19 protein-coding genes, 1 tRNA gene and 2 pseudogenes are annotated in these 20,970 nt (G+C 68.5%); 8 read left to right on the forward strand and 14 right to left on the reverse strand.

The features are described from left to right. Window positions 1-255: pseudogene (locus tag ACIO52_RS27690) on the forward strand (hypothetical protein); the annotation flags it as partial. A 109-nt stretch (window positions 256-364) separates the two neighbouring features. On the opposite strand, the gene ACIO52_RS27695 reads toward ACIO52_RS27690, so the two are convergent. Both ACIO52_RS27695 and ACIO52_RS27700 read right to left on the reverse strand, forming a co-directional pair. Continuing rightward, a complete protein-coding gene (locus tag ACIO52_RS27695) occupies window positions 365-1,234 on the reverse strand; it encodes a MerR family transcriptional regulator (RefSeq protein ID WP_402647959.1) in 870 nt (289 codons plus the stop codon). A gap of 134 nt (window positions 1,235-1,368) precedes the next feature. Continuing rightward, on the reverse strand, window positions 1,369-1,866 hold the full coding sequence (locus tag ACIO52_RS27700; RefSeq protein ID WP_218716067.1) for a DUF6764 family protein: 498 nt from the start codon (window positions 1,864-1,866) through the stop codon (window positions 1,369-1,371). A 255-nt stretch (window positions 1,867-2,121) separates the two neighbouring features. Here ACIO52_RS27700 and ACIO52_RS27705 point away from each other — a divergent pair, with 255 nt between their 5' ends. Next, entirely contained in the window at window positions 2,122-2,778 is a 657-nt protein-coding gene (locus ACIO52_RS27705; protein ID WP_402647962.1) for a fasciclin domain-containing protein, read from the forward strand. A gap of 160 nt (window positions 2,779-2,938) precedes the next feature. Here the strand turns inward: ACIO52_RS27705 and ACIO52_RS27710 are convergent, their stop codons facing one another. The 4 genes from ACIO52_RS27710 to ACIO52_RS27725 form a co-directional block, all read right to left on the reverse strand. Next, window positions 2,939-3,787 (reverse strand): acyl-CoA thioesterase, encoded by an 849-nt coding sequence (locus ACIO52_RS27710; protein WP_402647965.1) that lies wholly within the window; start codon window positions 3,785-3,787, stop codon window positions 2,939-2,941. A gap of 131 nt (window positions 3,788-3,918) precedes the next feature. Continuing rightward, a complete protein-coding gene (locus ACIO52_RS27715; protein ID WP_218716070.1) occupies window positions 3,919-4,893 on the reverse strand; it encodes a DUF389 domain-containing protein in 975 nt (324 codons plus the stop codon). 88 nt (window positions 4,894-4,981) lie between these two features. Then, the gene (locus ACIO52_RS27720; protein ID WP_218716071.1) at window positions 4,982-5,962 is read right to left on the reverse strand and encodes an alpha/beta hydrolase family protein; all 981 of its coding nucleotides are present in this window, start codon (window positions 5,960-5,962) and stop codon (window positions 4,982-4,984) included. A 228-nt stretch (window positions 5,963-6,190) separates the two neighbouring features. After that, window positions 6,191-7,270 carry an alkaline phosphatase family protein gene (locus tag ACIO52_RS27725; protein ID WP_218716072.1) on the reverse strand — a complete coding sequence of 360 codons (1,080 nt, stop codon included), beginning with the start codon at window positions 7,268-7,270 and terminating at the stop codon, window positions 6,191-6,193. Between the two features lie 402 nt (window positions 7,271-7,672). Between ACIO52_RS27725 and ACIO52_RS27730 the strand changes: the two genes are divergently transcribed. Continuing rightward, window positions 7,673-7,912 (forward strand): three-helix bundle dimerization domain-containing protein, encoded by a 240-nt coding sequence (locus ACIO52_RS27730; RefSeq protein WP_402647970.1) that lies wholly within the window; start codon window positions 7,673-7,675, stop codon window positions 7,910-7,912. Between the two features lie 94 nt (window positions 7,913-8,006). Beyond that, a complete protein-coding gene (locus ACIO52_RS27735) occupies window positions 8,007-9,695 on the forward strand; it encodes a SulP family inorganic anion transporter (RefSeq protein WP_394358706.1) in 1,689 nt (562 codons plus the stop codon). A 54-nt stretch (window positions 9,696-9,749) separates the two neighbouring features. Here the strand turns inward: ACIO52_RS27735 and ACIO52_RS27740 are convergent, their stop codons facing one another. Both ACIO52_RS27740 and ACIO52_RS27745 read right to left on the reverse strand, forming a co-directional pair. Beyond that, on the reverse strand, window positions 9,750-10,688 hold the full coding sequence (locus ACIO52_RS27740; protein ID WP_255586662.1) for a DAPG hydrolase family protein: 939 nt from the start codon (window positions 10,686-10,688) through the stop codon (window positions 9,750-9,752). Window positions 10,689-10,840: 152 nt separating this feature from the next. Next, complete coding sequence (locus ACIO52_RS27745; protein WP_342801951.1) at window positions 10,841-11,422, reverse strand: ABATE domain-containing protein; 582 nt, start codon at window positions 11,420-11,422, stop codon at window positions 10,841-10,843. A 102-nt stretch (window positions 11,423-11,524) separates the two neighbouring features. Here ACIO52_RS27745 and ACIO52_RS27750 point away from each other — a divergent pair, with 102 nt between their 5' ends. Next, window positions 11,525-12,385: an SDR family NAD(P)-dependent oxidoreductase gene (locus ACIO52_RS27750; protein WP_218716075.1), complete on the forward strand. Its 861-nt coding sequence runs from the start codon at window positions 11,525-11,527 to the stop codon at window positions 12,383-12,385. A 123-nt stretch (window positions 12,386-12,508) separates the two neighbouring features. Here the strand turns inward: ACIO52_RS27750 and ACIO52_RS27755 are convergent, their stop codons facing one another. Then, window positions 12,509-13,270, reverse strand: a complete 762-nt coding sequence (locus ACIO52_RS27755; RefSeq protein WP_402647974.1) for a glutamine amidotransferase — start codon at window positions 13,268-13,270, stop codon at window positions 12,509-12,511. 284 nt (window positions 13,271-13,554) lie between these two features. Between ACIO52_RS27755 and ACIO52_RS27760 the strand changes: the two genes are divergently transcribed. Continuing rightward, a complete protein-coding gene (locus tag ACIO52_RS27760) occupies window positions 13,555-15,714 on the forward strand; it encodes a hypothetical protein (RefSeq protein ID WP_402647977.1) in 2,160 nt (719 codons plus the stop codon). Window positions 15,715-16,038: 324 nt separating this feature from the next. Next, complete coding sequence (locus ACIO52_RS27765) at window positions 16,039-16,941, forward strand: aminoglycoside phosphotransferase family protein (protein ID WP_402647980.1); 903 nt, start codon at window positions 16,039-16,041, stop codon at window positions 16,939-16,941. A gap of 296 nt (window positions 16,942-17,237) precedes the next feature. Here ACIO52_RS27765 and ACIO52_RS27770 read toward each other — a convergent pair. Both ACIO52_RS27770 and ACIO52_RS27775 read right to left on the reverse strand, forming a co-directional pair. After that, a tRNA-Leu gene (locus ACIO52_RS27770) sits at window positions 17,238-17,322 on the reverse strand. Between the two features lie 50 nt (window positions 17,323-17,372). Continuing rightward, a complete protein-coding gene (locus tag ACIO52_RS27775) occupies window positions 17,373-17,885 on the reverse strand; it encodes a PadR family transcriptional regulator (protein WP_316575092.1) in 513 nt (170 codons plus the stop codon). Window positions 17,886-17,989: 104 nt separating this feature from the next. Here ACIO52_RS27775 and ACIO52_RS27780 point away from each other — a divergent pair, with 104 nt between their 5' ends. Further along, window positions 17,990-18,544 carry a hypothetical protein gene (locus ACIO52_RS27780; protein WP_402647983.1) on the forward strand — a complete coding sequence of 185 codons (555 nt, stop codon included), beginning with the start codon at window positions 17,990-17,992 and terminating at the stop codon, window positions 18,542-18,544. Window positions 18,545-18,637: 93 nt separating this feature from the next. Here the strand turns inward: ACIO52_RS27780 and ACIO52_RS27785 are convergent. From ACIO52_RS27785 to ACIO52_RS27795, 3 genes and pseudogenes are all read right to left on the reverse strand, one after another. Next, window positions 18,638-19,243: pseudogene (locus ACIO52_RS27785) on the reverse strand (hypothetical protein); the annotation flags it as partial. Then, on the reverse strand, window positions 19,131-20,405 hold the full coding sequence (locus ACIO52_RS27790) for a glycosyltransferase 87 family protein (RefSeq protein ID WP_255586693.1): 1,275 nt from the start codon (window positions 20,403-20,405) through the stop codon (window positions 19,131-19,133). The pseudogene ACIO52_RS27785 and the gene ACIO52_RS27790, both read right to left, overlap by 113 nt. 130 nt (window positions 20,406-20,535) lie before the next feature. Then, entirely contained in the window at window positions 20,536-20,967 is a 432-nt protein-coding gene (locus ACIO52_RS27795) for a MarR family winged helix-turn-helix transcriptional regulator (RefSeq protein WP_402647987.1), read from the reverse strand. Between the last annotated feature and the right edge of the window lie 3 nt (window positions 20,968-20,970).

The raw sequence follows: 20,970 nt of genomic DNA on the forward strand, positions 1-20,970 counted from the left end.
TACCCGGTGCCCGACAGCGTGAAGTCCGGTGACCAGGTCACCAGCGGTGGCGTCGGCGTCGCGGGCACCGTGGGTGTCAGCAACGAGATGCCGGGCCTGACCGCCTGCTTCACCGCGCGCGGCGCGAACGCGGGCGAGACCGTGATCGGCAGCCTCGGCGACAACGGCCTCGGCTCCTCCGACGGTCAGCTGAGCTCCACCGGCTCGCTCAGCGACGTCATCTCCGACGTGCTGCGCAATCTGATCGGTAGCTGATCGCGTAGCACCTGGTCGCCGGGACGGTCTCGCGCTGCCGTCCCGGACGACCTATCGCCCGTCGTCCTTCGGCCGAAGGACGACGGGCGAGTGATGCATCGTTTATGAATCATTCAACGGTCGGCGGCCTGTCCCGGCCACGTGCCAACCGACTGACCTCGGCGACCGCCTCTTCGAGCGAGCCGAGGCACCGCACACCAGGCACCTCGGGCCATCCAGGTCCCGCAAGAAGCAGCTGGGCCGGTGCACCGATTCCGGCGGGGATCGGCGCCGCTGCCGCCGTGCGCGCGGTTTGGGACCACAGCACCACCACGGGATCCTGCGCTTTGGCCACCGCGTCAGCGAGCGCGCCGCCGGGTACCGCCGCGCCGAGTAGCACCGCCGGTACGCCGATCTCCGCCAGCGCCGCTCGCAGAACTTCCAGGGGCAGTACATGCGCCTCGCCCGGAGCACAGGCCAGCAGCACCGGAGCGAGCCCGGCTACGCCGCGCACCGCCGGCACAGCGCGGTGCAGACCCGTGGTGATCGCCCAGGACACGACATGCTCTACATCGATCAAGCCATTGCCACGATCCTGCCTGCTCACGATGTCCGCGAAGACAGGTCGACACAACTCGCGCCACGTCGCCACCACCCCGAAATGGGTCAGATGGGCAGTGATCACGCCCAGGAGTTCGGCGACCCGGAGCTGCTCGGCAGCGTCCAGCACCGGCGCCACATCACCGAGGGTGGGGACAGAATCCGCCGCGATCCGGGCGGCCTGCGCCGCTTTGGCCGGGCTCGCTCCAGCACGGACCAGATCGGCCATTCGGCTCAGCATCGCCACATCCCCGGCCGTGTAGTACCGGTGACTGCCCGGGCGGCGGTGCGCGGGGCCCAGGCCGTAGCGCTGGTTCCAGCTGCGCAATGTCGCTACGGGAATGCCCAGCATCGCGGCCACGGTTCCGACGGTGTAGCCGGATGCCGAGTCACCCCTCACACCACCTTCTCCCAACCTCCGCGCGCCTTTCCACGAATCGGACGAGATCTACGGCTGCCGACCTGCCGCGTTCCCGAAGCACCGACCTCGTTCGATCGGTGCCCTCCGGCCCGCCGGACGGCGCACGCCCGGTGTCAGCGCAGCGACACGCAACCCTGCAGGGTCTGGAAGTCGCCGGCGAAGGCGGGACCGCCGGTGCAGGTGGGGGTGGTGACGCCGTTGACGGTGACCTCCGCTCCCGGACCGGCGATCCCGATGGACAGCCCGGGCCGCACCCCGGTCGTCGTCACCTGCGCACCCGGCCCCAGGGCGATGGCGGCCGGGCCCGACAGGAACGTCGAGCTCGAGGTCGCGGTGCCGCCGTTCTGCGCGATGGCCAGCGACAAGCTCGTCGGCGCGGCATCGGCGGACGCGGCGCCGTCGAATCCGTAGGCCGCCGCCGCGCCGCCCGCGGCGCTCGTCGCGGAGCAGGACCCGTCCGCCGCACCGGCCTGCACGGACGCCGCACCAGGCGCCGGACACATGGCAGTCGGCGCGGCATTCGCCGTCGGTGCGGCGGCCAGGGCGAACAGTGAGGCCGTTCCCGCACTCACGAGAAACCCGAGTGCGCGCCCAGCAGTGAAATGAACCATGACCATCTCCTCGCTTCCGATTCTTGTCCGTGGCCGCGCCACGCCCGTGACGATGTCGGCCGGTGAAAATATCTGCCTACGAGATGCCTGTGAGGCTTCACACTACACGTCAAATGATGCAGAATCGACGCATCAGGAAGTTTAATTGCGTGGTCCACGACGCACAGCGGTAGCGCGGGCTCCGACCCCGCTTCGCAGCAATCGATCCTGCGCCGTCGGCCGATACGGGCATCGCCCCTGACAGGAAGGCACGACATGAAGGTTCGACAGCACTCCGGAACAGTGATCGCGGTACTGGCGGCGATAGCGATCGCCGGGTCAGCGTGTACCGACACCGACGAGGCAAGCGACACCACGTCCGCACCCACGACGACCACGTCCGCTACGGCCATGCCCGCACAGGGCGAGGTGGCGATGACCGGGCTCGTCGGCCCCGGCTGCGCAGACTACGCGGCGCAGGTACCGACCGGACCGGGCTCGATCGAGGCGATGTCGCAGGAGCCCGTAGCGACCGCCGCCGCGAACAACCCCTTGCTGACCACCCTCACCGCGGCGGTGTCCGGCCAGGTCAATCCCCAGGTCAACCTCGTCGACACGCTCAACGGTGGCGAATTCACCGTTTTCGCGCCGGTGGACTCCGCGTTCGCCGCGCTCGGCCCGGGCACGCTGGAAACACTGAAAACAGACTCGGCGATGCTGACCAGCATTCTCACCTACCACGTCGTACCGGGACGGTTGGCACCCGAAGCCGTCGTCGGCACACACGCGACCGTCGAGGGATCCGAGGTCACGGTGACGGGATCGGGCGATCAGCTTCGCGTCAACGAGGCAACAGTGGTCTGCGGTGGTGTCCGCACGGCGAACGCGACCGTCTACCTGATCGATGGTGTCCTGACACCGCCCACCAGCTAGCGGAACCGGACGGCTCCAGGGCGGGTGCGAGGTTGCCGAACGCGCTGCCGCACCCGCTCCTCCGGAGTGCGTGCGGCCGCAGGGCTCGAGCCCCGTCGACCGGACGGTGAGCCCCGGGCGGGCCGTTCGCCCAGCGCCGTGGCTCGTCCGCCGCCTCCGCTCAGCCGGGCGTGTGTGCGCGCATCAGGCCCTGCGCGTCCACCGAAGCGACCAATTCTCCTGCGCGCGTGAAGATCTGGATCCGCTCGGACATCCGTCCCGCGCCCGCGAACGGACTCTCACAGCGCAACAGCAACCAGTCGTGCACGGTGAACGGCCGATGGAAGGTGACGGTCTGTGTGAGCATGGCCGAGGTCCCCCGGCCACCGCGCCGCGTGATCTCGGCCTGCGGATACGGCCGCATGCTGACCGGTCCCAGGAAACCCTCACTGCCATGGGCCAACAGCGCCCGGGAGAACACGGGCAGGTCGGGCGCCTTGTCGCAGCGCATCCACACATCCAGCGACGGTGGACCCGCGAGGTCGAGCGCCAGCGCGTCCGCCCCGCCGGGCGTCCGCACCTCCCAGGGCAGCAGGGCGCACGGCAGGTCGGCGCACTCGTCCGGACCCGGCACCTCCGGCGGTAGTGCGACGTGGTGTGCGAGGAAGTCCGGCTCGTCGACGCTGAGCATGGCCAGCACCCGGGCGTGCTCGCGCCCATCCTGCCGGAACGCCACCTGCACGGTGGCCAGTGCCCGGCCCGACTGGATGACCTCGACATCCACGTCGACCTCCCGATCGGCGAACCCACCGCGCGGGAACACACCGTGCAGCGACTGCACCGCCATCTGCGGCACGGTGCGCTCGGCCGCGACCACCGCCTGCGCCAACGTCTGACTGCCCAACGTCGTCGGCAGCGTCGATGTCACGTTCCTGGCCCGGAATCGTCCGGGCGCCGTCTCGGCGAGATCGAGCACGTCGAGGAGGTCGGCCAGGTCGACGACCGGCCAATTATCGGTTCCACCAGCCATGGCCGAATGCTCGCACAGACCCCGACTGCCGGGAAAGCCGAGAGGAGCGGTGAATGGGACACTTTTTTCCTCCCCCGACCGGCGCTCAACGCCGCTTCCTCGCGCAGCACAGCAACGGACTGTCGGCCTGGTCACCGGTTCGGCTGCACCCTGGCGCCGACGTTGTGCACGATGACCACAGTCGGATTCCACGGCACGAGGTCGTCGACGCGGCGTTGCAGTTCCTCGACCGGTGGCAGTTGTTCGGGCCCGAGCACCGAGATCGTCGCGGTATCGCTCTGCAGCGTCACGTCGGTCACCTGTGCGCCCGGCTCGTCGCGCAGCCAGTCGCCGGTGGCCTCGGCGATCTGGCCGGCCCACAATGTCGACAACGAGTTGATCACCATCGGGATCGCGACCAGCACCAGGGCTGCGCCGAGTATCGCGAAGCTGCGTCCGCGTCGCGCCGCGGCGGCCTGCGCGTCGGCCGCGTAGCCGGCACCGAGCAACACGATCGTCGCGGTGATGATCATCGCCACGACATTGGACGCGAACAACACGAACGCACCCAGGGCCAGGGCGGGTGCGTGCGAGCCGAGGCAAACTCCGACCACGCCCAGCGGCGGCACCAGCGAGATCGCGATCGCGACGCCGGGCAGCACATCGCCGACGTCGCGCCGGGCGATCGCGACAGCGGCCACCAACCCGGTGGCTATCGCCGCGGTCAGGTCCACCAGTTTCGGCGATGTTCGTCCGACGACCTGAGCGTTCGACAGGACGTGCACCGGATTCGGCAGCAACTGGGCGAAGAGAAAACCCAAGACGACGACAACGACGACGCCGGCGCCCACCAGCACCACGCTGCGCCCGATCAAGGCCGAACGGCCGGTCACCACGCCCAGCGCCACCCCGAGAATCGGCAACGACAACGGCGCGACGATCATCGCGCCGATCACCGTGGCGGTGGAATCCCCGATGACGCCGGAGATCGCGATCACCGCCGAGAGCACCAGCATGATCCAGAACGCGGAACGCTTCGCGCCGACCTCACCGACCGACAGATCCAGCCGATCGGTGAGCTCGGCGAGCGATCGCCGCTGGTCCACGGGCACGAGATATCCCAGCATGGCGGTCCTTTCGGCGAGGCTGTCGCCGACGTTAGCGACAGCGGACCCCAGGCGACTCATCCGCTGCGGGTGAACTCCACCTCCCGGCTCAGCGGGCAAGCCCGATCGTCGCGGCGAGGAACGGCCAGGACCGACGAAGATCGTCTTCCCAGTACCCCCACGAGTGCGTGCCGACCGGGCGCTCGTCCAGCGTGACCGGAATATTCAACTCGCCCAGCCGATTCGCCAGATTGATCGTGCAGAAGCGAACCGCGGCTTCGATCGGGCCACCGAGAAGCACCTGCGCCGCCAGCGGAATGCGACCGTCTTGGACTCGGGGATCGGCGGGAGTGTCGTGCGGCGCGGCGGGCACACCGCTACCGGTACTCAGATAGATGGCGGTCCCGCGCAGCCGTTCGGCATTGACCAGGGGATCGTTGGCCCGCCACAACGGCCCATTGCGCGGACCCCACATGTTCTCCACGCTGCGTCCGCCGCCCCAGTTCTCGACGGTGACGCGGACGAACTCCTGCCCGACCGGATCCGACGTCTGCGCACAGCCACTGTAGGAGGCCACGCTGCGCCAGAAGCCCGGCTTGGCGATGGCGAGATTCAGCACCGACGTGCCGCTCATGGACACCCCGGCGAGCGCTCGCTCGTCATCGGCGCCCAAGAAGTTCTCGATCACCGGCGGCAGTTCCTCGTTGAGGAAGGTCTGCCACTTGTTCCGGCCGAGAACGGGGTCGTCGGCGATCCAGTCGGTGTAATACGAACTGCTCCCGCCGACCGGTGTCACCACGTTGACGTCCTCGGTGCGCAGAAAGTCGATCACCTCGGTCTGCGCGTCCCAGCCGCTTCCGTTCGGACCGCCCTGCGAACCGTTGAGGAGGTACAGCGTCGGCCGTGGCCGAGCCTGGTCCGCCGCCCGGAGGACCTGGACCGGGACGGACCGCTCCATCGCCGCGGAGTACACCGAGACGACCTGTCGACGGTCGCCCAGGTCCTGCACGGTGACCACGCCTGCCGATGGTTCGCCGACCGCGGGCCCGGCGAGGGTCGCCGGACCGGCGGCGGCCGCCACCGCGACCATCAGCGCGCTCCATCGGAACCGGGCAGACCTGCGTATCGGTCGCGGTGTTCTCATGTGAGGTCATCCCTAGTGCTCGCGTCAGAACCTGACTGGCCCACGTGCCGACGATCTGACGGCACGACAGGAGGTTCGCGGCGCTACCGGGTGCGGTTTGGTCCCCTGAGCGAACGAAGTGACCGTGTCGGCGAGCCGGTTCGGCCACGCCGATCTCCGGACGGCGTCACCGCGTCATCGCTCGGAGGAACCGCTCGCCGATCCACTTCCCAGCAGACACAACGGATTCGCGACCATCGCCGACTGCGCCGAACCCGACGACGAACCGGTGATCCCGGCGTCCACCGGCGGCGTATTCGGCACCGGTGCCGCAGGGTCGCCCGAGCCACCGTTCAGCATCGACTCGCCGTCGAGATTCGCCGGCGCCGAGACCTCGAGCAGGTCCAGCACGGTCGGGGTGATGTCGGCGAGGGTGTATCCGTTGTGCTGCGCGCCCGCGGCGAACCCCGGTCCGCGGGCGATCACGAAACTGGCTGTCTCGTAGGCACTCTGCCCACCGTGTCCACCGTCGGGCTTGTGTCCGTGGTCGGTGGTGACCAGAATCGTCCATCGCTCGTTCGCGTGCGCGGCCGCCCGCGCGTCGACCGCGGCGGTGATCTTCCCGACCAGGCCGTCCACCCGCCCGATGGCATCGCGATACGCCTGCGGCCAGACTCCGCGCAGCGTGTGCCCGACGATGTCCACCTGATCGAGGTGCGTGAACAGCAGATCGGTCCCGTCCTCGGTGATGGCCGAGACAACCGCCGCGGCGGCGTTGGAGTCCGCGGTGGTCTCGCAGACGCCCGCGCCGGTGGGATCGATCTGGGTGACCGCCACCCGGTCGGCTTGCGGGCTACCGGTCCGCGCGATCATGCCGATCGTGTCCCAGGTCCCGATGGAAGCCGTCGACAACGACGGACGCTCCCGCTCCACCTGCGTGAACACCGTCGGATACGGCGCGAAAGCCTCCGCGTTGCAGGTGGCTCCGTTGTCCCGGATCCCGTGCTTGCTGTCCCATACGCCGGTCAGCGCCGTCGCCCACGAGACGCACGACATGGTGGTGTGCGGGGCGATGGAGGTCCGTGCCAGCGTGCCCTGCGCGGCCAGGCGGTCGAGGTTCGGCGCCTCGGCCGCCGACACCTCACTCCACAGGGTGCCGTCGATACCGATGACCACGACCTTGTTCACGATCGGAGCCGCCGGGGCCGGGGCGGCTGCGGCGAGTGGGACAGCGGCCAGTGCGGCGGCCGCGAGTATGCGGTGAGTGCGAGACATGGGCGGCACCGTAGTTGCCGAGCGGCCCCCGCACCCAGCAAATTGGACAATCGACCGGCACAGTCCCGTCCACCGGGAAGTCCTCGCCGCCGCCATTCGGGCCCACAACCCCGCGGCGGACACCGCGTCTTGTAAAAAGGAAACCACCCCGGTAAAATGTGAGCAACCACACCACTGTGGATTCTGCGCCCGCACAGCGATTTTCGCTGGACGGATAGTTTTCCGATGATGCACCACGACACCGAGCGAGCAGTCGCGCACGGAAATGAAGAGCATCTCCCCATCCTGACTACCACCACCGCTTGGTGGCCACCGACACCCGGATCGGAACGGGGAGAATTTCTCGACAGGACCCGCATCCATTCACCGCCGAATTGCCTGATGCCGAATGGTCGATAGACAATGCGCGACGACCTTGAATTCGTACAGATCGATCAGGTGATCGAACGCCTGATCACCCGTTTCCCCGCGGAATCACCGGCGGAGATCGAGCTTCTGGTTCGCCGTATTCATGCGCGGTTCGCCGAGGCCCGTATCCGAGATTTCGTTCCGCTGCTCGTCGAAAAGGCCGCTCGGCAAGCTGTCGGCCGCGTCCCGGTCGAGATCCCTCGCAGCACTCCGAGCATGGCTACGATCCAGTAGTGGATTCCCCCACGGCGCACGCCGTCCCGGTGACGACCGCCTCCGCTCGCGCCCGAGCACGCTGAGGCCCCCGACCATGTCGTGGAAGCAGCGAGTGAGCGCCTTACCCGGGATCGCGACGGCCCGCGGCTATCGTCGTGCGTGGCTGCGAGCCGATGTCACCGCGGGCCTCGTCTTGACCGCGTTGTTGATCCCCGCCGGCATGGGCTACGCCGAGGCGGCGGGGCTTCCCGCGTATGCCGGGCTCTACGCCACCATCGTGCCGCTGCTGGCCTACGCGGTGGTCGGGCCGTCCAGGATCCTTGTGCTCGGCCCGGATTCCTCGCTCGCTCCGCTGATCGCGGCCGCGGTGCTGCCGCTGGCCGCCGTCGACGACCCCGACCGTGCGCTGGCTCTCGCGGGAGTCCTCGCGGTCCTCGTCGGGCTCATCCTGCTCGTCGGGGGGTTCCTTCGGCTCGGGTTCGTCACCGAACTGCTGTCCAAGCCCATCCGACTCGGCTACCTGAACGCCATCGCGCTCATCGTCGTCGTCGGACAACTTCCCAAACTGCTCGGGTTCTCCGTCGACGCCACCGGCGTTCTCGCCGAGATCGCCGAGATCGGGAAGGCCGTCGTCGACAGCGAGATCGATCCCATCGCGGCCGCTCTCGGCCTCGGCACCCTCGCCGTCATCGTGGCCTTTCGCTGGTGGCTACCCGCGGTGCCGGGAGTGCTGGTCGCGGTCGCGGTGGCCATCGCGATCTCGGCCGCCGCCGGACTCACCGACGACATCGGCATGGTCGGCGCCTTGCCCGAAGGCCTGCCGCTGCCTTCCATCGACGGCATCGGCTGGGACGACATCGGGCACCTGATCGGACCCGCGGCGGGCATCGCGCTGATCGCGTTCGCCGACAGCGGCGTCCTGTCGCGGACCTTCGCCGCCCGACACGGAGAAGACGTCGACGGCAGCACCGAGATGAAGGCGATCGGAGTCGCCAATGTGGCGGGTGGGCTCTTCGGCGGATTTCCCGTCTCCGCGAGCGGGTCACGAACCCCGGTCGCCGAACAGAGCGGCGCCCGGACACAATTGGCCGGCGTCGTCGGCGCGATCGCCGTCCTGCTCTTCGTGCTGCTCGCTCCGGGTCTCACCGCGTACCTGCCAGACGCCGCGCTCGCGGCCGTCGTGATCGTCGCCGCCACCGCGTTGATCGACATCCGCGGCATGGTCCGGATGTGGCGGATGAGCTCGGTCGAATTCGCCCTGGCGGCAGCCGCGTTCGTCGGGGTCGCGTTGGTCGGCGTGCTGCAGGGCATCCTCGTCGCGATCGGACTCTCCTTCGTCGCGGTGGTCGCACGAGCCTGGCAGCCCTACCGCACCGAACTCGTCCGGACACCGGACCGCCCCGGCTACCACGACATCGAACGTCACCCCGACGGCCTGCGCATTCCCGGCTTGGTGCTGGTCAGGTTCGACGCACCACTGTTCTTCGCCAACGGACAGATATTCGACGACTATGTCCGCTCGGTCGTCGCCGACGCCCCGTCCCCGATCGAGTGGGTCATCATCGCCGCCGAACCGATCACCGATCTCGACACCACCGCCGTGGACGAACTCGTCGACCTCGACAATTACCTCGAAGGCAAAGAGATCCAATTGAAGTTCGCCGAGATGAAAGGACCGATCAAGGACAAGCTGATCCGCTTCGGCGTCGGTGACCGGTTCGACAGAACGCACTTCTATCCCACCGTCGAGGCCGCGGTAGCGGCTTTCCACCATCGCGCCGACCGTCCCGCGGACAGTTGATCCGGAGTCGCGCCTTTCGCTCGCCCTCGAACGCATTCGAGATCGGCAACGCGGCTACTCCGAGCTCGCGGAGTCTGCTCCGCCCGCGAACTCGCTGTACAGCTCGGGTAGGAATCCCGCCAGGTGCGCCATTTCCTGACCGCAGTGCAACAGGAGATCACGTGCCAACCCCAGACCGAGCACCAGATCCGCGGGATCGAGCGCGGCGCCACGCCCCAACGCTTGGGCGGCCTGGCGAGGGTCGGGCAGGCGCAGGCCGTAGCGGTTGAGGTAGAAGCGGCTACGCATCTCGCTGCCGCCGGGGATCGGGCGCACTTGATGGGCAAGCCAGCCGAGCTCCACCGGCGCGATGCTGCTCCCGACCCGTCCCAGGATCACCGTATGCCCGGCCGGGACTTCGAAGCCGTGCGCCACCGGGTCGACGAACGAGATCGCGAGCTGCTGCAATTTCGCCCCGACATACTCGTCGACGTAGGAGATGGTGCCGACGTATTTCGCCCGGTCGGGCATCGCCTCGGCACTGCGATCCGAACTGATGTCGGCGTACAGGTGCGCGTCAGGATGCCAGAGCTTGTACCGGGCGGACTCCGCCGAGTGCCAGCCGAACCACCAATCCCACATCGCCGCGGTCACACCCGGCATCTCGGTGCGCACCGCGGTCCACACCAGACCTTCGTCGCTGCGGCCGTACCCGGTTTCGACCGGCGAATAGCCCGAGATCGACAGGTCCGACGTCACCGCGGAGAACGCAGGAATCATGCCGCCCGGAGTCGCCGGCCCGTGGAATGCCGCCGCGACCGCGGCGGGAGGGGCGACGGTGCGGTGGGCCATGAACCGCGCGTAGGGTTGGGCCCAATCCTGTGCGGAATACCCCGGATAGCGGACAACCGGCGACGCCTGTGCCGGTGCGGTGGTTCCCAGGATCAGCTCACCCGCCATCGCGGTTCCCAACGCCAACACGTCGCGTCTGCGCGGACGCCACCCTCTCGACATTGTCCGACGCTAGCCATCACCGGGCCGGTCGAGGGCGCAGTCCCCGCAAATATTGTGACATGTAACAGATTCGGCGACGCCGTGCTCCGGCACAGGTAGGAGAATCCGGGTGGCACCGTCGACTGTCGAAGTGATCCCGGCGGAGCCCCGCATCAGGACTGGGTATCCGCGTCGGCGTCCGTCGCCTGCGCTCGGCGTCGTGCTCTGATGGCGCGCATCGAGACCTGACTGCTGCAGGCGTTGCTGCAGTACGCGGCCGAGGTATTGCGGGTGCGGTCGTAGAAAGCGAAGTGGCAGGGCGGATTTCGACATGCCTTGAGCCGCGACCAGGAACCGGTGTAGGCGAGTTCGGTCACCGCGGCGAGGATCGCCGCCAGCACCGCGGACACGCCGTCGGCGATCGGTCGCAGTTCCACTCCGTCTCGGTCGATCGTCGCGCGGAGTGGATACCTGTCGGCCGCCCGCCGTAGCAACGCCTCGCTCTCCTCGATCGCGACGGCGGAGACGTTCGGGTCCGCGGAGTGGGTGAGCAGGATGGTCACGACGGCATCGCGCAACTGCCGCGCCTCGGCCGCATCCGCGTCGGTGACCGCACCGGTGACCTGTCGCCCGGTACCCCGCAACCACGTGCGCAGTCCGTCGGCGTCGGCGAACTGCTCGACACCCCCACCACCATCGGCGTGCGTATTCGCGAACGCGATCACCGCCAGCGCTGCTTCCGACCCATCGCCCATACCGCGAATTTACCTCGGGAGTTGTCGGCTAGCCAATTTCGATGGGAACAACTTCCACATCAAGCGTTGACTTGTTGCTAGCAAACAACTTACGCTCGCAACATGATCAACACGTCGAAAGCTCCCATCACATGGTTCATCACCGGCGCCTCATCCGGCATCGGCCTGGCATTGACCGAGGCGGCCGCCGCACGCGGCGACAATGTCGTGGCCTTGGCGCGGCACATCGATGCGCTGTCGCCCCTGGCCGCGGCTCATGGCGGCCGGATCACTCCCGTTGCCGCCGACGTGCGCAGGCAATCGTCGATCGACGACGCCGTCGCGCTCGCGCTGCACACGTATGGGCGCATCGACGTGGTTGCGAACAACGCAGGCTACGGGCTCTTCGGAGCAGTCGAAGAAGTCGACGACGAGCAGGCCCGCGAGATCTTCGACACCAACTTCTTCGGAGTGCTCACCGTGCTTCGCGCTACCCTGCCGATCCTGCGCCGACAGCGCGCCGGTCACATCCTGCAGGGTTCCTCCTACTACGGACAGACCGCCCACGCCGGCGTAGGCCTTCTCGCGGCGACGAAGTGCGCCATCGAAGGACTCACGGACGCGCTGCTGGACGAAGTCGCTCCCCTGGGTATCGACGTCACACTCGTCGAGCCCGGCCCGACCGCAACCCCGTTCCTGGCCAACCTCCATCACGCCCGGCCGATCGACGATTACGACCGAACCGTGCGCGAAGTACAGCGACAGATCGGCGAGCTGCCGCCGACGGCGTTCAACGATCCGAATCGGGTCGCGGCCGCCATCCTCACCGCGGTCGACAGCGACACTCCCCCGGTGCGCCTGGTCACCGGAGGCTTCGCCGTCACCGAGATCGACGCCGCGCTGCGGCGGCGACGCGATGAGCTCGCGGCGTGGCACCAGGTGTCCTGCGATGTGGACGTCGCCGCAGCCCCCGCGACGGTGTAGCGCCGACCACCGACAACGCGTCCGGTTCGGCGCACCGATAGTCGTCGGTGCGCCGAACCGGACGAGAGCGCGAGTGCCGGCGTTCGCCGGAACTCGACCCGACGGTGACAGTCCAGCCGAACGTCAATCCTCGTACAGCTGGACGAACCGACGCACCAGCGCGCCGGGGTGCACGACGTTGCCCGAGCGGGCTACTTCCTTGAGCGCTTCGGCCTCGACGGGGTCGAAGTAGCCGTGGTGCTTATAGGCGTCGATACGGATGCTCATGCCCTGCGCGTCCAACTCCGGATGGAACTGCGTGGCGTACACGTTGGCGCCCACCCGGAATGCCTGTATCGGGCAGCCGGTCGAGGTGGCGAGCCGTTCGATCCCCGCCGGGAGCTCGGTGGCGGCCTCCTTGTGACCGACGAACGCGTCGAACTCGCGCGGGAGCACGCACAGCAGCGGGTCGACCCGCCCGGCATCGGTCAGAGTGATGGTGGTGGGGCCGACCGGTTCGGGATGGGTTCGGTCGATGACAGCGCCGATCACCGAGCCGATCACGCCGATGCCGTAACAGGCGCCGAGGAACGGGAAATCCTGACGGACCACGGCCGCCACGAGCTCGCGCAACTCAGCTTCCACTCGCCGCTGCACCGGCGATTTCGTGTCGGGCGGGTCGGAAACGGTGAACGGGCTCCCGCCCAGCATGATGCCCGCGTAGCGGTCGAGGTCGATCTCTCCGAGCGGATCGCGTTCCAGACGGCGCCGGTGCAGTCGGCGCGGTACGAGCCCGCCGCAGCGCAGGAAAGCCTCGTATTCCTGGTCGGCGGCCTCGTTCTCGGCGCGTGTCGCCAGCAACAGGAACGGCCTTCCGTCGCGGTCGCGCACCATCGCGTCGCTCATGCCGAACACCGTAGCGGTGCGAACGGCCGGAACCCTCGCAGCTCACCGGCGTTCGGATCGAAGCGCCGCAGGCTCGCGATCGGTCAGTCGATTAATGGTCTCCGCTCGCCAGGCGATATCAGGAAGAGATCCCCCGTTTCGACGACGGAAGTAGTTCGATGGCGCACACACACTTTGTCTTCGTGATTGCCTGGGTGAGCGGCGATGCCACACGGTCGGGGCACACCTTCACGGAGGCGTGGCTGCTGGCCTGCGGTGACGAAGTACGCCGATTCTGGCGAGATATGTCCGGATTTCGCGAGGAGCACACCTGGTCGGTACATCCACCGGTCGAGATCGATCAGCCCTACGCCGACGCCGACGCACTCGCCGCCGCGGTGCGCGTGAAGGCCGCGGCCGACGGGGCGCCCTTCCCGAAGGGCGCCGTCCTGGTGGTGATTCAGGATTGGGCGGCCGCCACCGGTGGCCAGTTCGGCTACGACGGTCAATTCGCCGCTGCCCAGCTGAGCGCTTCGCTGCTGTGCCACGAGCTGGGCCACTACTACCAGCGTCGCAATCACCAGCCCGGCGGCCACGCCAGTACGTTCAACGGTCACGTCGGGCTCGACTACGCCGATCCGACCTGCATCATGGGCTCGGTCGGAACGCTCGCCGCGCAGGAGCCGCAGCTGGCACACGCGTCACCGGGCCACGATCTGACCGGGCCCGCCCTGTGCCCGGCGGCGACGGTGCCGATCGGCTGGCTCGACCCCCACCACCCGACGGCCACGGTAGCGGTGCCGCGACAACCGGCGGGCCCTATCCAAGTGGCACGCTGGCCCGGCGTCCCGGCCGCGGGCCACACCGGGGCTCCGGTGGTGGCTGTCGCCCACGCGATGGCTCCGGGCGGTGCCGACGTCTACATCTCGCTTCGCTCACCGCGCGTCTGGGACCGCGGCTTTCGCACGCTCACCCCGCAGGGCATGCAACGCCAGATCGTCGCGCAGGAGCTGGCGCGCAGCGGTGCCACGTTCCTGCTCGCCCAGGTACCGGTCCAGCCGGGAGCGTCGATGCGGTTGGGCCGGGCGCCGCTGCGTCTCGATGTGCGCGGCGGAGGCGACGCCGTGGCCGAGATCGATGTGGTGGCGGATCCGTGGCGGTTGTGGTCGGTGCTGGAATCCCCACCGCTGCATCGGGCGGCCCGGATCGCGGCCGTCGCGCGCGAGGGCGAGATCGACGTCTTCGTCGTCGCGCTCGACGGCGCGGTGCTGCAGACCCGGTTCACCGGCCACGTATGGGTGTCGTGGCGAGCACTCACCGACCCCGGCGCGTTCGACCCACGTGCGGGCATCGCCGCGGCCAGCTCGACGACGAACACGATCGACCTGTTCGTTGTCGGCACGGGCGATCACCTGGTGCGCCGACGCCGGTGGATCGACGATCGGTGGGCACCGGACTGGCAAGTGTTGACCGGCGGCGGGTTGGGCCCGCGTTCAGCGTTGGCCGCGACCGCGACCGCGCCGGGGCGAATCGAGCTGTTCGCCGGCGATGCCGAGGGCACCGTCATCCACACCACGGTCACCGATGCCGCCGCGAGCTGGCGACCGCTGCCGCCGCTGCCCCGGGCGGGCAGCGTCGCCGCCGTCACGCTGTCCGGTGACACGATCCAGGTCAGCGCCGTCACCGAAGGCCCCGGCGACGGGCGGATCTGGACCATCGTCGGCGAACCGGACCAGTGGCCGTCCCCGTGGGAACCCCATCTCGATGTCGGCCTGACCGAGGACGGCGGAATCGCGGCGGCCCGGTCGACGCCCGGGGTGAGCGAACTCGTCGCCGCGGCCAGTCCACTGGCCGCACGCTCCTACGCCTACGGTGCGTGGACCGGCCAACCGGTACGGGTCCCCGGTCAGCCGCCGGGCACCGACAACCGCACGGTGGCCGCGGTATTCCGCACCCCCACGACCCTGGATGTGCTCGCCGTCGCCGACGGCAAGATCCACCGCATCACCCGTTCCTTCGACCCCGACGTCGTCCAAACCGACATCCAGGAGCGGGTGCGATACCAGGCCCGCCTCGTCGCCTCGGGCGGTCGGTTCGTCCGCGTCAGCGACGACCCACTGACCCGCGACCTGCTGATCGCCGACGAGTACCTGCCCACGCCCGCAACGGTCTTCACGATCAGCGAACTCGCCTACTACTCCTCGTACGGGATCAGGACGGTGGTGTCGATTCGAGCGCACGACGGCCGGTACGTGATGGCGCTCGACGGCGGCGGCGAGTGGTTGCGGGTCGGCGCAACGACCTTGGGCCAGTGGGAGAAGTTCGTCCTGACCACCTCCGGCGGCGCGAGCACCATCATGGCCTTGGGCGGGCACTACTGGTCGGCGCAAGGCGGGGACTCGTGGCTGCTGTGCGACCGAGTCGCGGTGGGTCCGTGGGAACGGTTCGACATCGCCCGACTCTGACCTTCCGGAGAAGGCCGCGGTGTAATCAGGGGACACACTCACTATCCACAACGATCCGACGCGATCGTGGCCGAAGGCCGAACGCCATTCCCGGAAACGGACAAGCTGACACCCAGAGCCACAGCGGCACAGGCAGTTCAGGACCCGCACCGCCACGTAGGTCCGGCGGGAAGGCCATGAATGTGGACGAAGAAACCAGCGTCAGCTGCACTGCCTGATCTGATGCTTGGTCACGGTCTTGTGCACCCGGGACGGCGTGGGTCGGCGGCCACCCGGTCAGATCTTGCACGTCGGGACCGAGCCGGACGCGCATACAGTCGGGTCGTGATCGAGATTCCCGATGATTTCGCCCGCGAGACCGTTCTCCGAGAGGGAGATGCCGGCAGGACGTGGATCTCAACACTTCCAGGCTTGGTCAATGAACTGTTGCAGCGGTGGGACTGCGTACCCGACGGGTCGGTGCTGCACGGCCACATCGGAATCATCGTGCCGGTGCGACACACCGACCTACCTCCCTCGGTCATCAAGGTGTCATTCCCGCATCCGGGCAACGTCTACGAACCGGACGCGTTCAGTGTCTGGAACGGCAGCGGAGCGGTGCACCTCTACGGCCGTGACGATGAGCATTTCGCGATGCTGCTGGAACGGGCGGGACAGGGAACGCTGGCCGATGTGGCCGACTTCGACCAAGCCGTCAGCACGCTCGGCCAATTGTCTCAGCGCCTTGCTGTCGGCGCACCGGAGGAATTGCCGAGACTCAGCGACCTGGTCGCCGACTGGGAAAGCGAGATCATCACCACCGCAGCCGAACTCGGTAATCCACTGCCACGCCGAGCCCTGGACGCCGCAATAGCGACGCTGCGGGAGCTGGGCCCAGACCAACCCGACACCCTGGTCCACGGCGACCTCCACGACGCCAACGTCCTGCCGGGTGACCGGGAACCCTGGCTAGCCATCGACCCGAAAGGCTATGTCGGTGACCCGGCCTACGACACGATCACGGTGATCCGCAGTATTCGCTTTGCGCATCTACTGTTCGGGCCGAATCCTGAGCAGGGGCTTTCACGCAGCCTGGACCTATTCTGCGAGTCAGCGGGCATCGACCGCGAGCGGGCCCGTCGCTGGGCGCAGGTCCGCGCGATCAAGGCCGCGCTCTGGGGACGCCAACACCACGACCCGGGCTGGGTGATCCAAGCCACCGACCAGCTCGTCGACATCCTCACATAGCACCGCAGGGGATCGAACCGCACCCGGCTGACCCAGCCTCCACCAGCCACCGAGAAGCACAGGCTCGAAGCCGGATATCGGAGTTGGATCGATACGCGACCGAACACGTACCGATGACCGGGCAGGGAATCAAGAGCTTGGTCGTCGCCTCCTGGGTGGCCTGCCGGCCGTCCTACGCCGATCCGATCCCGACGACAAGCATCGCGCGTATCGGGAACTCGGCTTGAAACCGACCTACAACGAAAACACACGGATGGTGTTCGCCGAAGCGACTCCATCCGTGCGTGTAAAGAACGTGTCCGGAGGGGGACTTGAACCCCCACGCCCTAATACGGGCACTAGCACCTCAAGCTAGCGCGTCTGCCATTCCGCCACCCGGACTTGCTGGTGTGCCAAAAGATTATCCGACGCGGTGTCGGAAACCAAATCGCCTAGGTGACCTGCTGTTTTGCCCACTCGGCCCACTCCTGGTTCATGCGGTAGAAGCGCTTGCCCCACTCGAGGGCGATGTGGCCGTTGGTGGAGAAGGGGTTGGCGGTCCAGTCGATGGCGGATTCGAGGGTGAGGAGTTCGGCGAGGGCGGCGGCGGAGCGGGACTCGAGGGTGGTGAGGTAGGTGATCGCTTCGGCGGGGGTGAGGGCGTCGAGGAAGAAAACGCGCAGGAGGGTTTCGTTGCGGGTGATCGGTTTGGGGGCGACCTCGGTGAGCCAGTGGCGGAGGTCGGCGAGGCCGGCGGGGGTGATCGTGTATTCCTTGCGGCCGCGGGGGCCCTCGTCGGAGACGGTGATCTCTCCGGCGTCGGCGAGCTTGGTGAGTTCGGTGTAGATCTGACTCTGAGTGGCGGGCCAGACGTTGGCGAGGGATTCCTTGAAGCGGTGGATCAGGTCGTAGCCGCTGGCGGGGCGGTCGGCGAGCAGGCCGAGCAGGGCGTGACGGAGGCTCATGCCCATCATCTTACCTTCCACTCTTGACATGTCTGAATAGGAACATCTAATTTCGACCTGTCTGAATTGGAATGTCGCGTCTACCGCGTACTCAGGGAGCCACCATGTCCTACCTGCGCACCTTCGCCCCGTGGATCGTCTACGCGCTCGTTCCCGGCCAGTACTGGGCGTGGGCGGCGCTCGTCGCCGCAGGCCTGGCGCTCGCCGAGGTGGTGGGCCGCAGGCGGAACGGGGCCGGGTTCGACGCGCTGATCATCGAGGTCGGGACGCTGGCGTTCTTCGTGGGGCTGACCGTGCTGGCGTTCGGCGACCCCGACACCGGACTGCACGCCTACTCCCCCGCGCTCTCGCACACCGCGCTGGCACTGATCGCTGGTGTCTCGCTCGCGGTCGGGATGCCGTTCACCCTCGGGATCGCGAAACAGACCACCCCGCAGGAGGTCTGGGAGGAGCCGCTGTTCGTGCGGACCGGGTATGTGCTGACCGCGGTGTGGACGGCGAGCTTCGCGGTCGGTGCGGTGCTGCTGGCGCTGCTCGCGCACGCCGACACCTGGCCCCGCACACTCGCGCACGCGCTGACGTTCGCGGTGCCGATGGTGTTCACCGTGCGCTACGTCGCCTACATCCAGGCCAAGGCGGCCGCGTTCGACGCCGTGTGAGCCGATCAGGGCTGTCTGGCAACGGTTTCCACGTGGGGCTCGGACGTCGGCGGACGTCCGGGCCTCACGCCGTCGGCGGAGCCAGCGGATGAGGGCGGCGGGCGGAGTTTCGGTGGCCCAGGCGACGATGCCGTCGGGGCGGGCCGGCAAGCCGGTTCCCGGCGTGGGATAGACCGGTGCGGCCGTGACCGCGGGGAGGCGGTCCGTCCACGGCGCTGCGGCGACTCGGAGGGCGACGGAGTCGGCCGGGTCGAACAGGACGGCGCGGCGCGACGTGAAGAAGTCGGGGCGGTGTCGGTGCCGTCGGCCGGGTCGAGAAACGACGCCGAGGAGGTGGTGACCCGCGCCGAGGTCGTAGCACCGGCGGACGCCGGCGATGGATTCGAACATCGTGGTGGCGTCGTCGGCGGTTGCCATGGGTTCGCCGACGACCTCGCACAGGGCGCGGGTGCCCGGTTCAAGACGCATGACGACGATCTGCGCACGGGCCCAGGCGCCGATCGGACGACCCCAGGCGGCGGGACAGGTCCGCCGGGTGCCGCGGCAGAATGCTGGGCGACCCGGACCTCCACGGCCTTCGCGCGACTCAGCGGGCGCGCGCGGGTTCCTCGACGACGGTGGGCTCCGTCGCCTTCGCGGCGGCGGTGTGGCGGCCGGTGACCAGGAACAGCACGACGAGCCCGACCGCGAGCCACACATAGGTGTCACCGACGACGTGCTGCCACCACGCCCACGAGGTCTCGCGGTGTTCGCCGTCGGGCAGGAAGCTGTGCGGCGCGATGACGAACACCGCGGCCACCACGACGGCCGTGGCGTACCAGCCGCCTGCGCTGGCGATCGGCAGAGTGCGCGCGTGGCAGACGATGGCCAGCAGCGCGGGCGCGATCCACACCCAGTGGTGCGACCACGAGATCGGCGAGAGCAGCAGTGTGAAAACCGCGTTGAGGGCCAGCGCGATCGCGGGGGCGTCGGCGGCCTTGCGCATGGCGGCGACGACGAGGACCAGCAGCAGGCCACCCAGGACCAGCCAGAGCGCGTCGAACGGCAGCCCGGTGACGTGCAGGCGAGCCAGCACGGCCTGGATGGACTGGTTGGTGTGGAACGCCGAGCCGCTCAGGCCAGAGACGTTGCCGAGGCCGCCGAACCAGTAGCGGGTGGATTCACCGGGCAGCAGCGCGAACGAGGCGATGGTGGCGACGGCGCCGGTGGCCGCGGCGGTGGCCGCGGCCTTGTAGTCCTTGCGGACCAGGAAGAACAGCACGAACGCGGCGGGCGTCAGCTTGATGGCGGCGGCCAGGCCGATCAGCATGCCGCGCGGATAGCGGGTCTTGGGCAGCAGGCAGTCGGTGGCGACGAGCACCATCAGCAGCAAGTTGACCTGACCGAAGTCGATGGTCGAGCGCACCGGTTCCAGCAGCATCGCGGCGGGCAGCGCGCACGCGGTCACCAGCAGCGCGGCCTGACGGTTGTCGCGGTGGTAGCGGCGGGCGACGAGGAACAGCGTCCAGCCGAGCGCGGCGACCGAGGCCACCACATAGAGGATCTTCGCCGCACCCCAGGGCAGCAGCGCGAACGGCGCGAGCGCGATGGCGGCGAACGGCGGGTAGATGAACGGCAGACCGATCCCGATGGAGGTCTTGGGCAGCTGGCCGTACATGTCGGCGCCGTCGCGCATGGCCTCGATGCCGAGGCGGTACACCTGCAGGTCGATGAAACCGCCGGAGTACTGCTCGAACGGCCAGAGTGGGATGCGCACGCACGCGATCGAGACCACGGTGAGCAACACCGGCACCAGCCACCATGCTCGATTGATCGGGCGTGGGGAAGGCTGCTGCGCAGGGTGGGTGGTGTCACTACTCATCCGCGGCGACTATACCGACTCGCGGGCCGCACCGCGCCATCGCCCGTCGGCGGTGGTGACCCGCGCAATAGCCAGCGGGATGCCCGATCGGGCTGGTCGGAGCGATTCCGGCGCCGACGGCGGGGTGCGTTCAGTCGCCCCGGTTGTAGCGGGTGAGCAGGGTCGCCATAGCCGTGACGTCCGCGTCGGTCCAGTCGGCGAAACGCTCGGTGAAGGCCTCGCGGCGGCGGCGCTCGGCCTCGCGCGCGACGATCCGGCCGGACTCGGTGGCGTGCAGCAGGTGATTGCGCCGGTTGCCGGGGTCGACCTCGCGGGTGAGGTAGCCGAGCCGCTCGAGCGCGCCGACCTGCCTGCTGACGGTCGACTTGTCGAGCAGGAACTGTTCAGCCAGATCGGTGGCCTGACATCCGCCGCGCTCCAGGATCAGATCGAGGATGCTGTAGGCGACCAGACTCAGTTCGGGGTGCAGCTCGGCGGCGCGGCCACGCGCGCGGCGGGCGAAGGCGGTGAGCTCGCGCTGGATGGCGTCCACGGCGGCGGTTCTTGTGTCGGGCGCATTCATAGT

It is taken from the genome of Nocardia sp. NPDC087230, from assembly GCF_044744725.1.
Lineage (GTDB): Bacteria > Actinomycetota > Actinomycetes > Mycobacteriales > Mycobacteriaceae > Nocardia > Nocardia canadensis.

Excerpts from the sequence above, each read along its gene's own strand:
- ACIO52_RS27715 (WP_218716070.1), bottom strand. The coding sequence starts at position 4,893 with ATGCTGGGATATCTCGTGCCCGTGGACCAGCGGCGATCGCTCGCCGAG.
- ACIO52_RS27775 (WP_316575092.1), bottom strand. The coding sequence starts at position 17,885 with ATGAGCCTCCGTCACGCCCTGCTCGGCCTGCTCGCCGACCGCCCCGCC.
- ACIO52_RS27730 (WP_402647970.1), top strand. The coding sequence starts at position 7,673 with ATGCGCGACGACCTTGAATTCGTACAGATCGATCAGGTGATCGAACGC.
- ACIO52_RS27725 (WP_218716072.1), bottom strand. The coding sequence starts at position 7,270 with ATGTCTCGCACTCACCGCATACTCGCGGCCGCCGCACTGGCCGCTGTC.
- ACIO52_RS27710 (WP_402647965.1), bottom strand. The coding sequence starts at position 3,787 with ATGGCTGGTGGAACCGATAATTGGCCGGTCGTCGACCTGGCCGACCTC.
- ACIO52_RS27700 (WP_218716067.1), bottom strand. The coding sequence starts at position 1,866 with ATGGTTCATTTCACTGCTGGGCGCGCACTCGGGTTTCTCGTGAGTGCG.
- ACIO52_RS27720 (WP_218716071.1), bottom strand. The coding sequence starts at position 5,962 with ATGGTCGCGGTGGCGGCCGCCGCCGGTCCGGCGACCCTCGCCGGGCCC.
- ACIO52_RS27750 (WP_218716075.1), top strand. The coding sequence starts at position 11,525 with ATGATCAACACGTCGAAAGCTCCCATCACATGGTTCATCACCGGCGCC.
- ACIO52_RS27795 (WP_402647987.1), bottom strand. The coding sequence starts at position 20,967 with ATGAATGCGCCCGACACAAGAACCGCCGCCGTGGACGCCATCCAGCGC.
- ACIO52_RS27740 (WP_255586662.1), bottom strand. The coding sequence starts at position 10,688 with ATGTCGAGAGGGTGGCGTCCGCGCAGACGCGACGTGTTGGCGTTGGGA.
- ACIO52_RS27760 (WP_402647977.1), top strand. The coding sequence starts at position 13,555 with ATGTCCGGATTTCGCGAGGAGCACACCTGGTCGGTACATCCACCGGTC.
- ACIO52_RS27755 (WP_402647974.1), bottom strand. The coding sequence starts at position 13,270 with ATGAGCGACGCGATGGTGCGCGACCGCGACGGAAGGCCGTTCCTGTTG.
- ACIO52_RS27780 (WP_402647983.1), top strand. The coding sequence starts at position 17,990 with ATGTCCTACCTGCGCACCTTCGCCCCGTGGATCGTCTACGCGCTCGTT.
- ACIO52_RS27705 (WP_402647962.1), top strand. The coding sequence starts at position 2,122 with ATGAAGGTTCGACAGCACTCCGGAACAGTGATCGCGGTACTGGCGGCG.
- ACIO52_RS27790 (WP_255586693.1), bottom strand. The coding sequence starts at position 20,405 with ATGAGTAGTGACACCACCCACCCTGCGCAGCAGCCTTCCCCACGCCCG.
- ACIO52_RS27745 (WP_342801951.1), bottom strand. The coding sequence starts at position 11,422 with ATGGGCGATGGGTCGGAAGCAGCGCTGGCGGTGATCGCGTTCGCGAAT.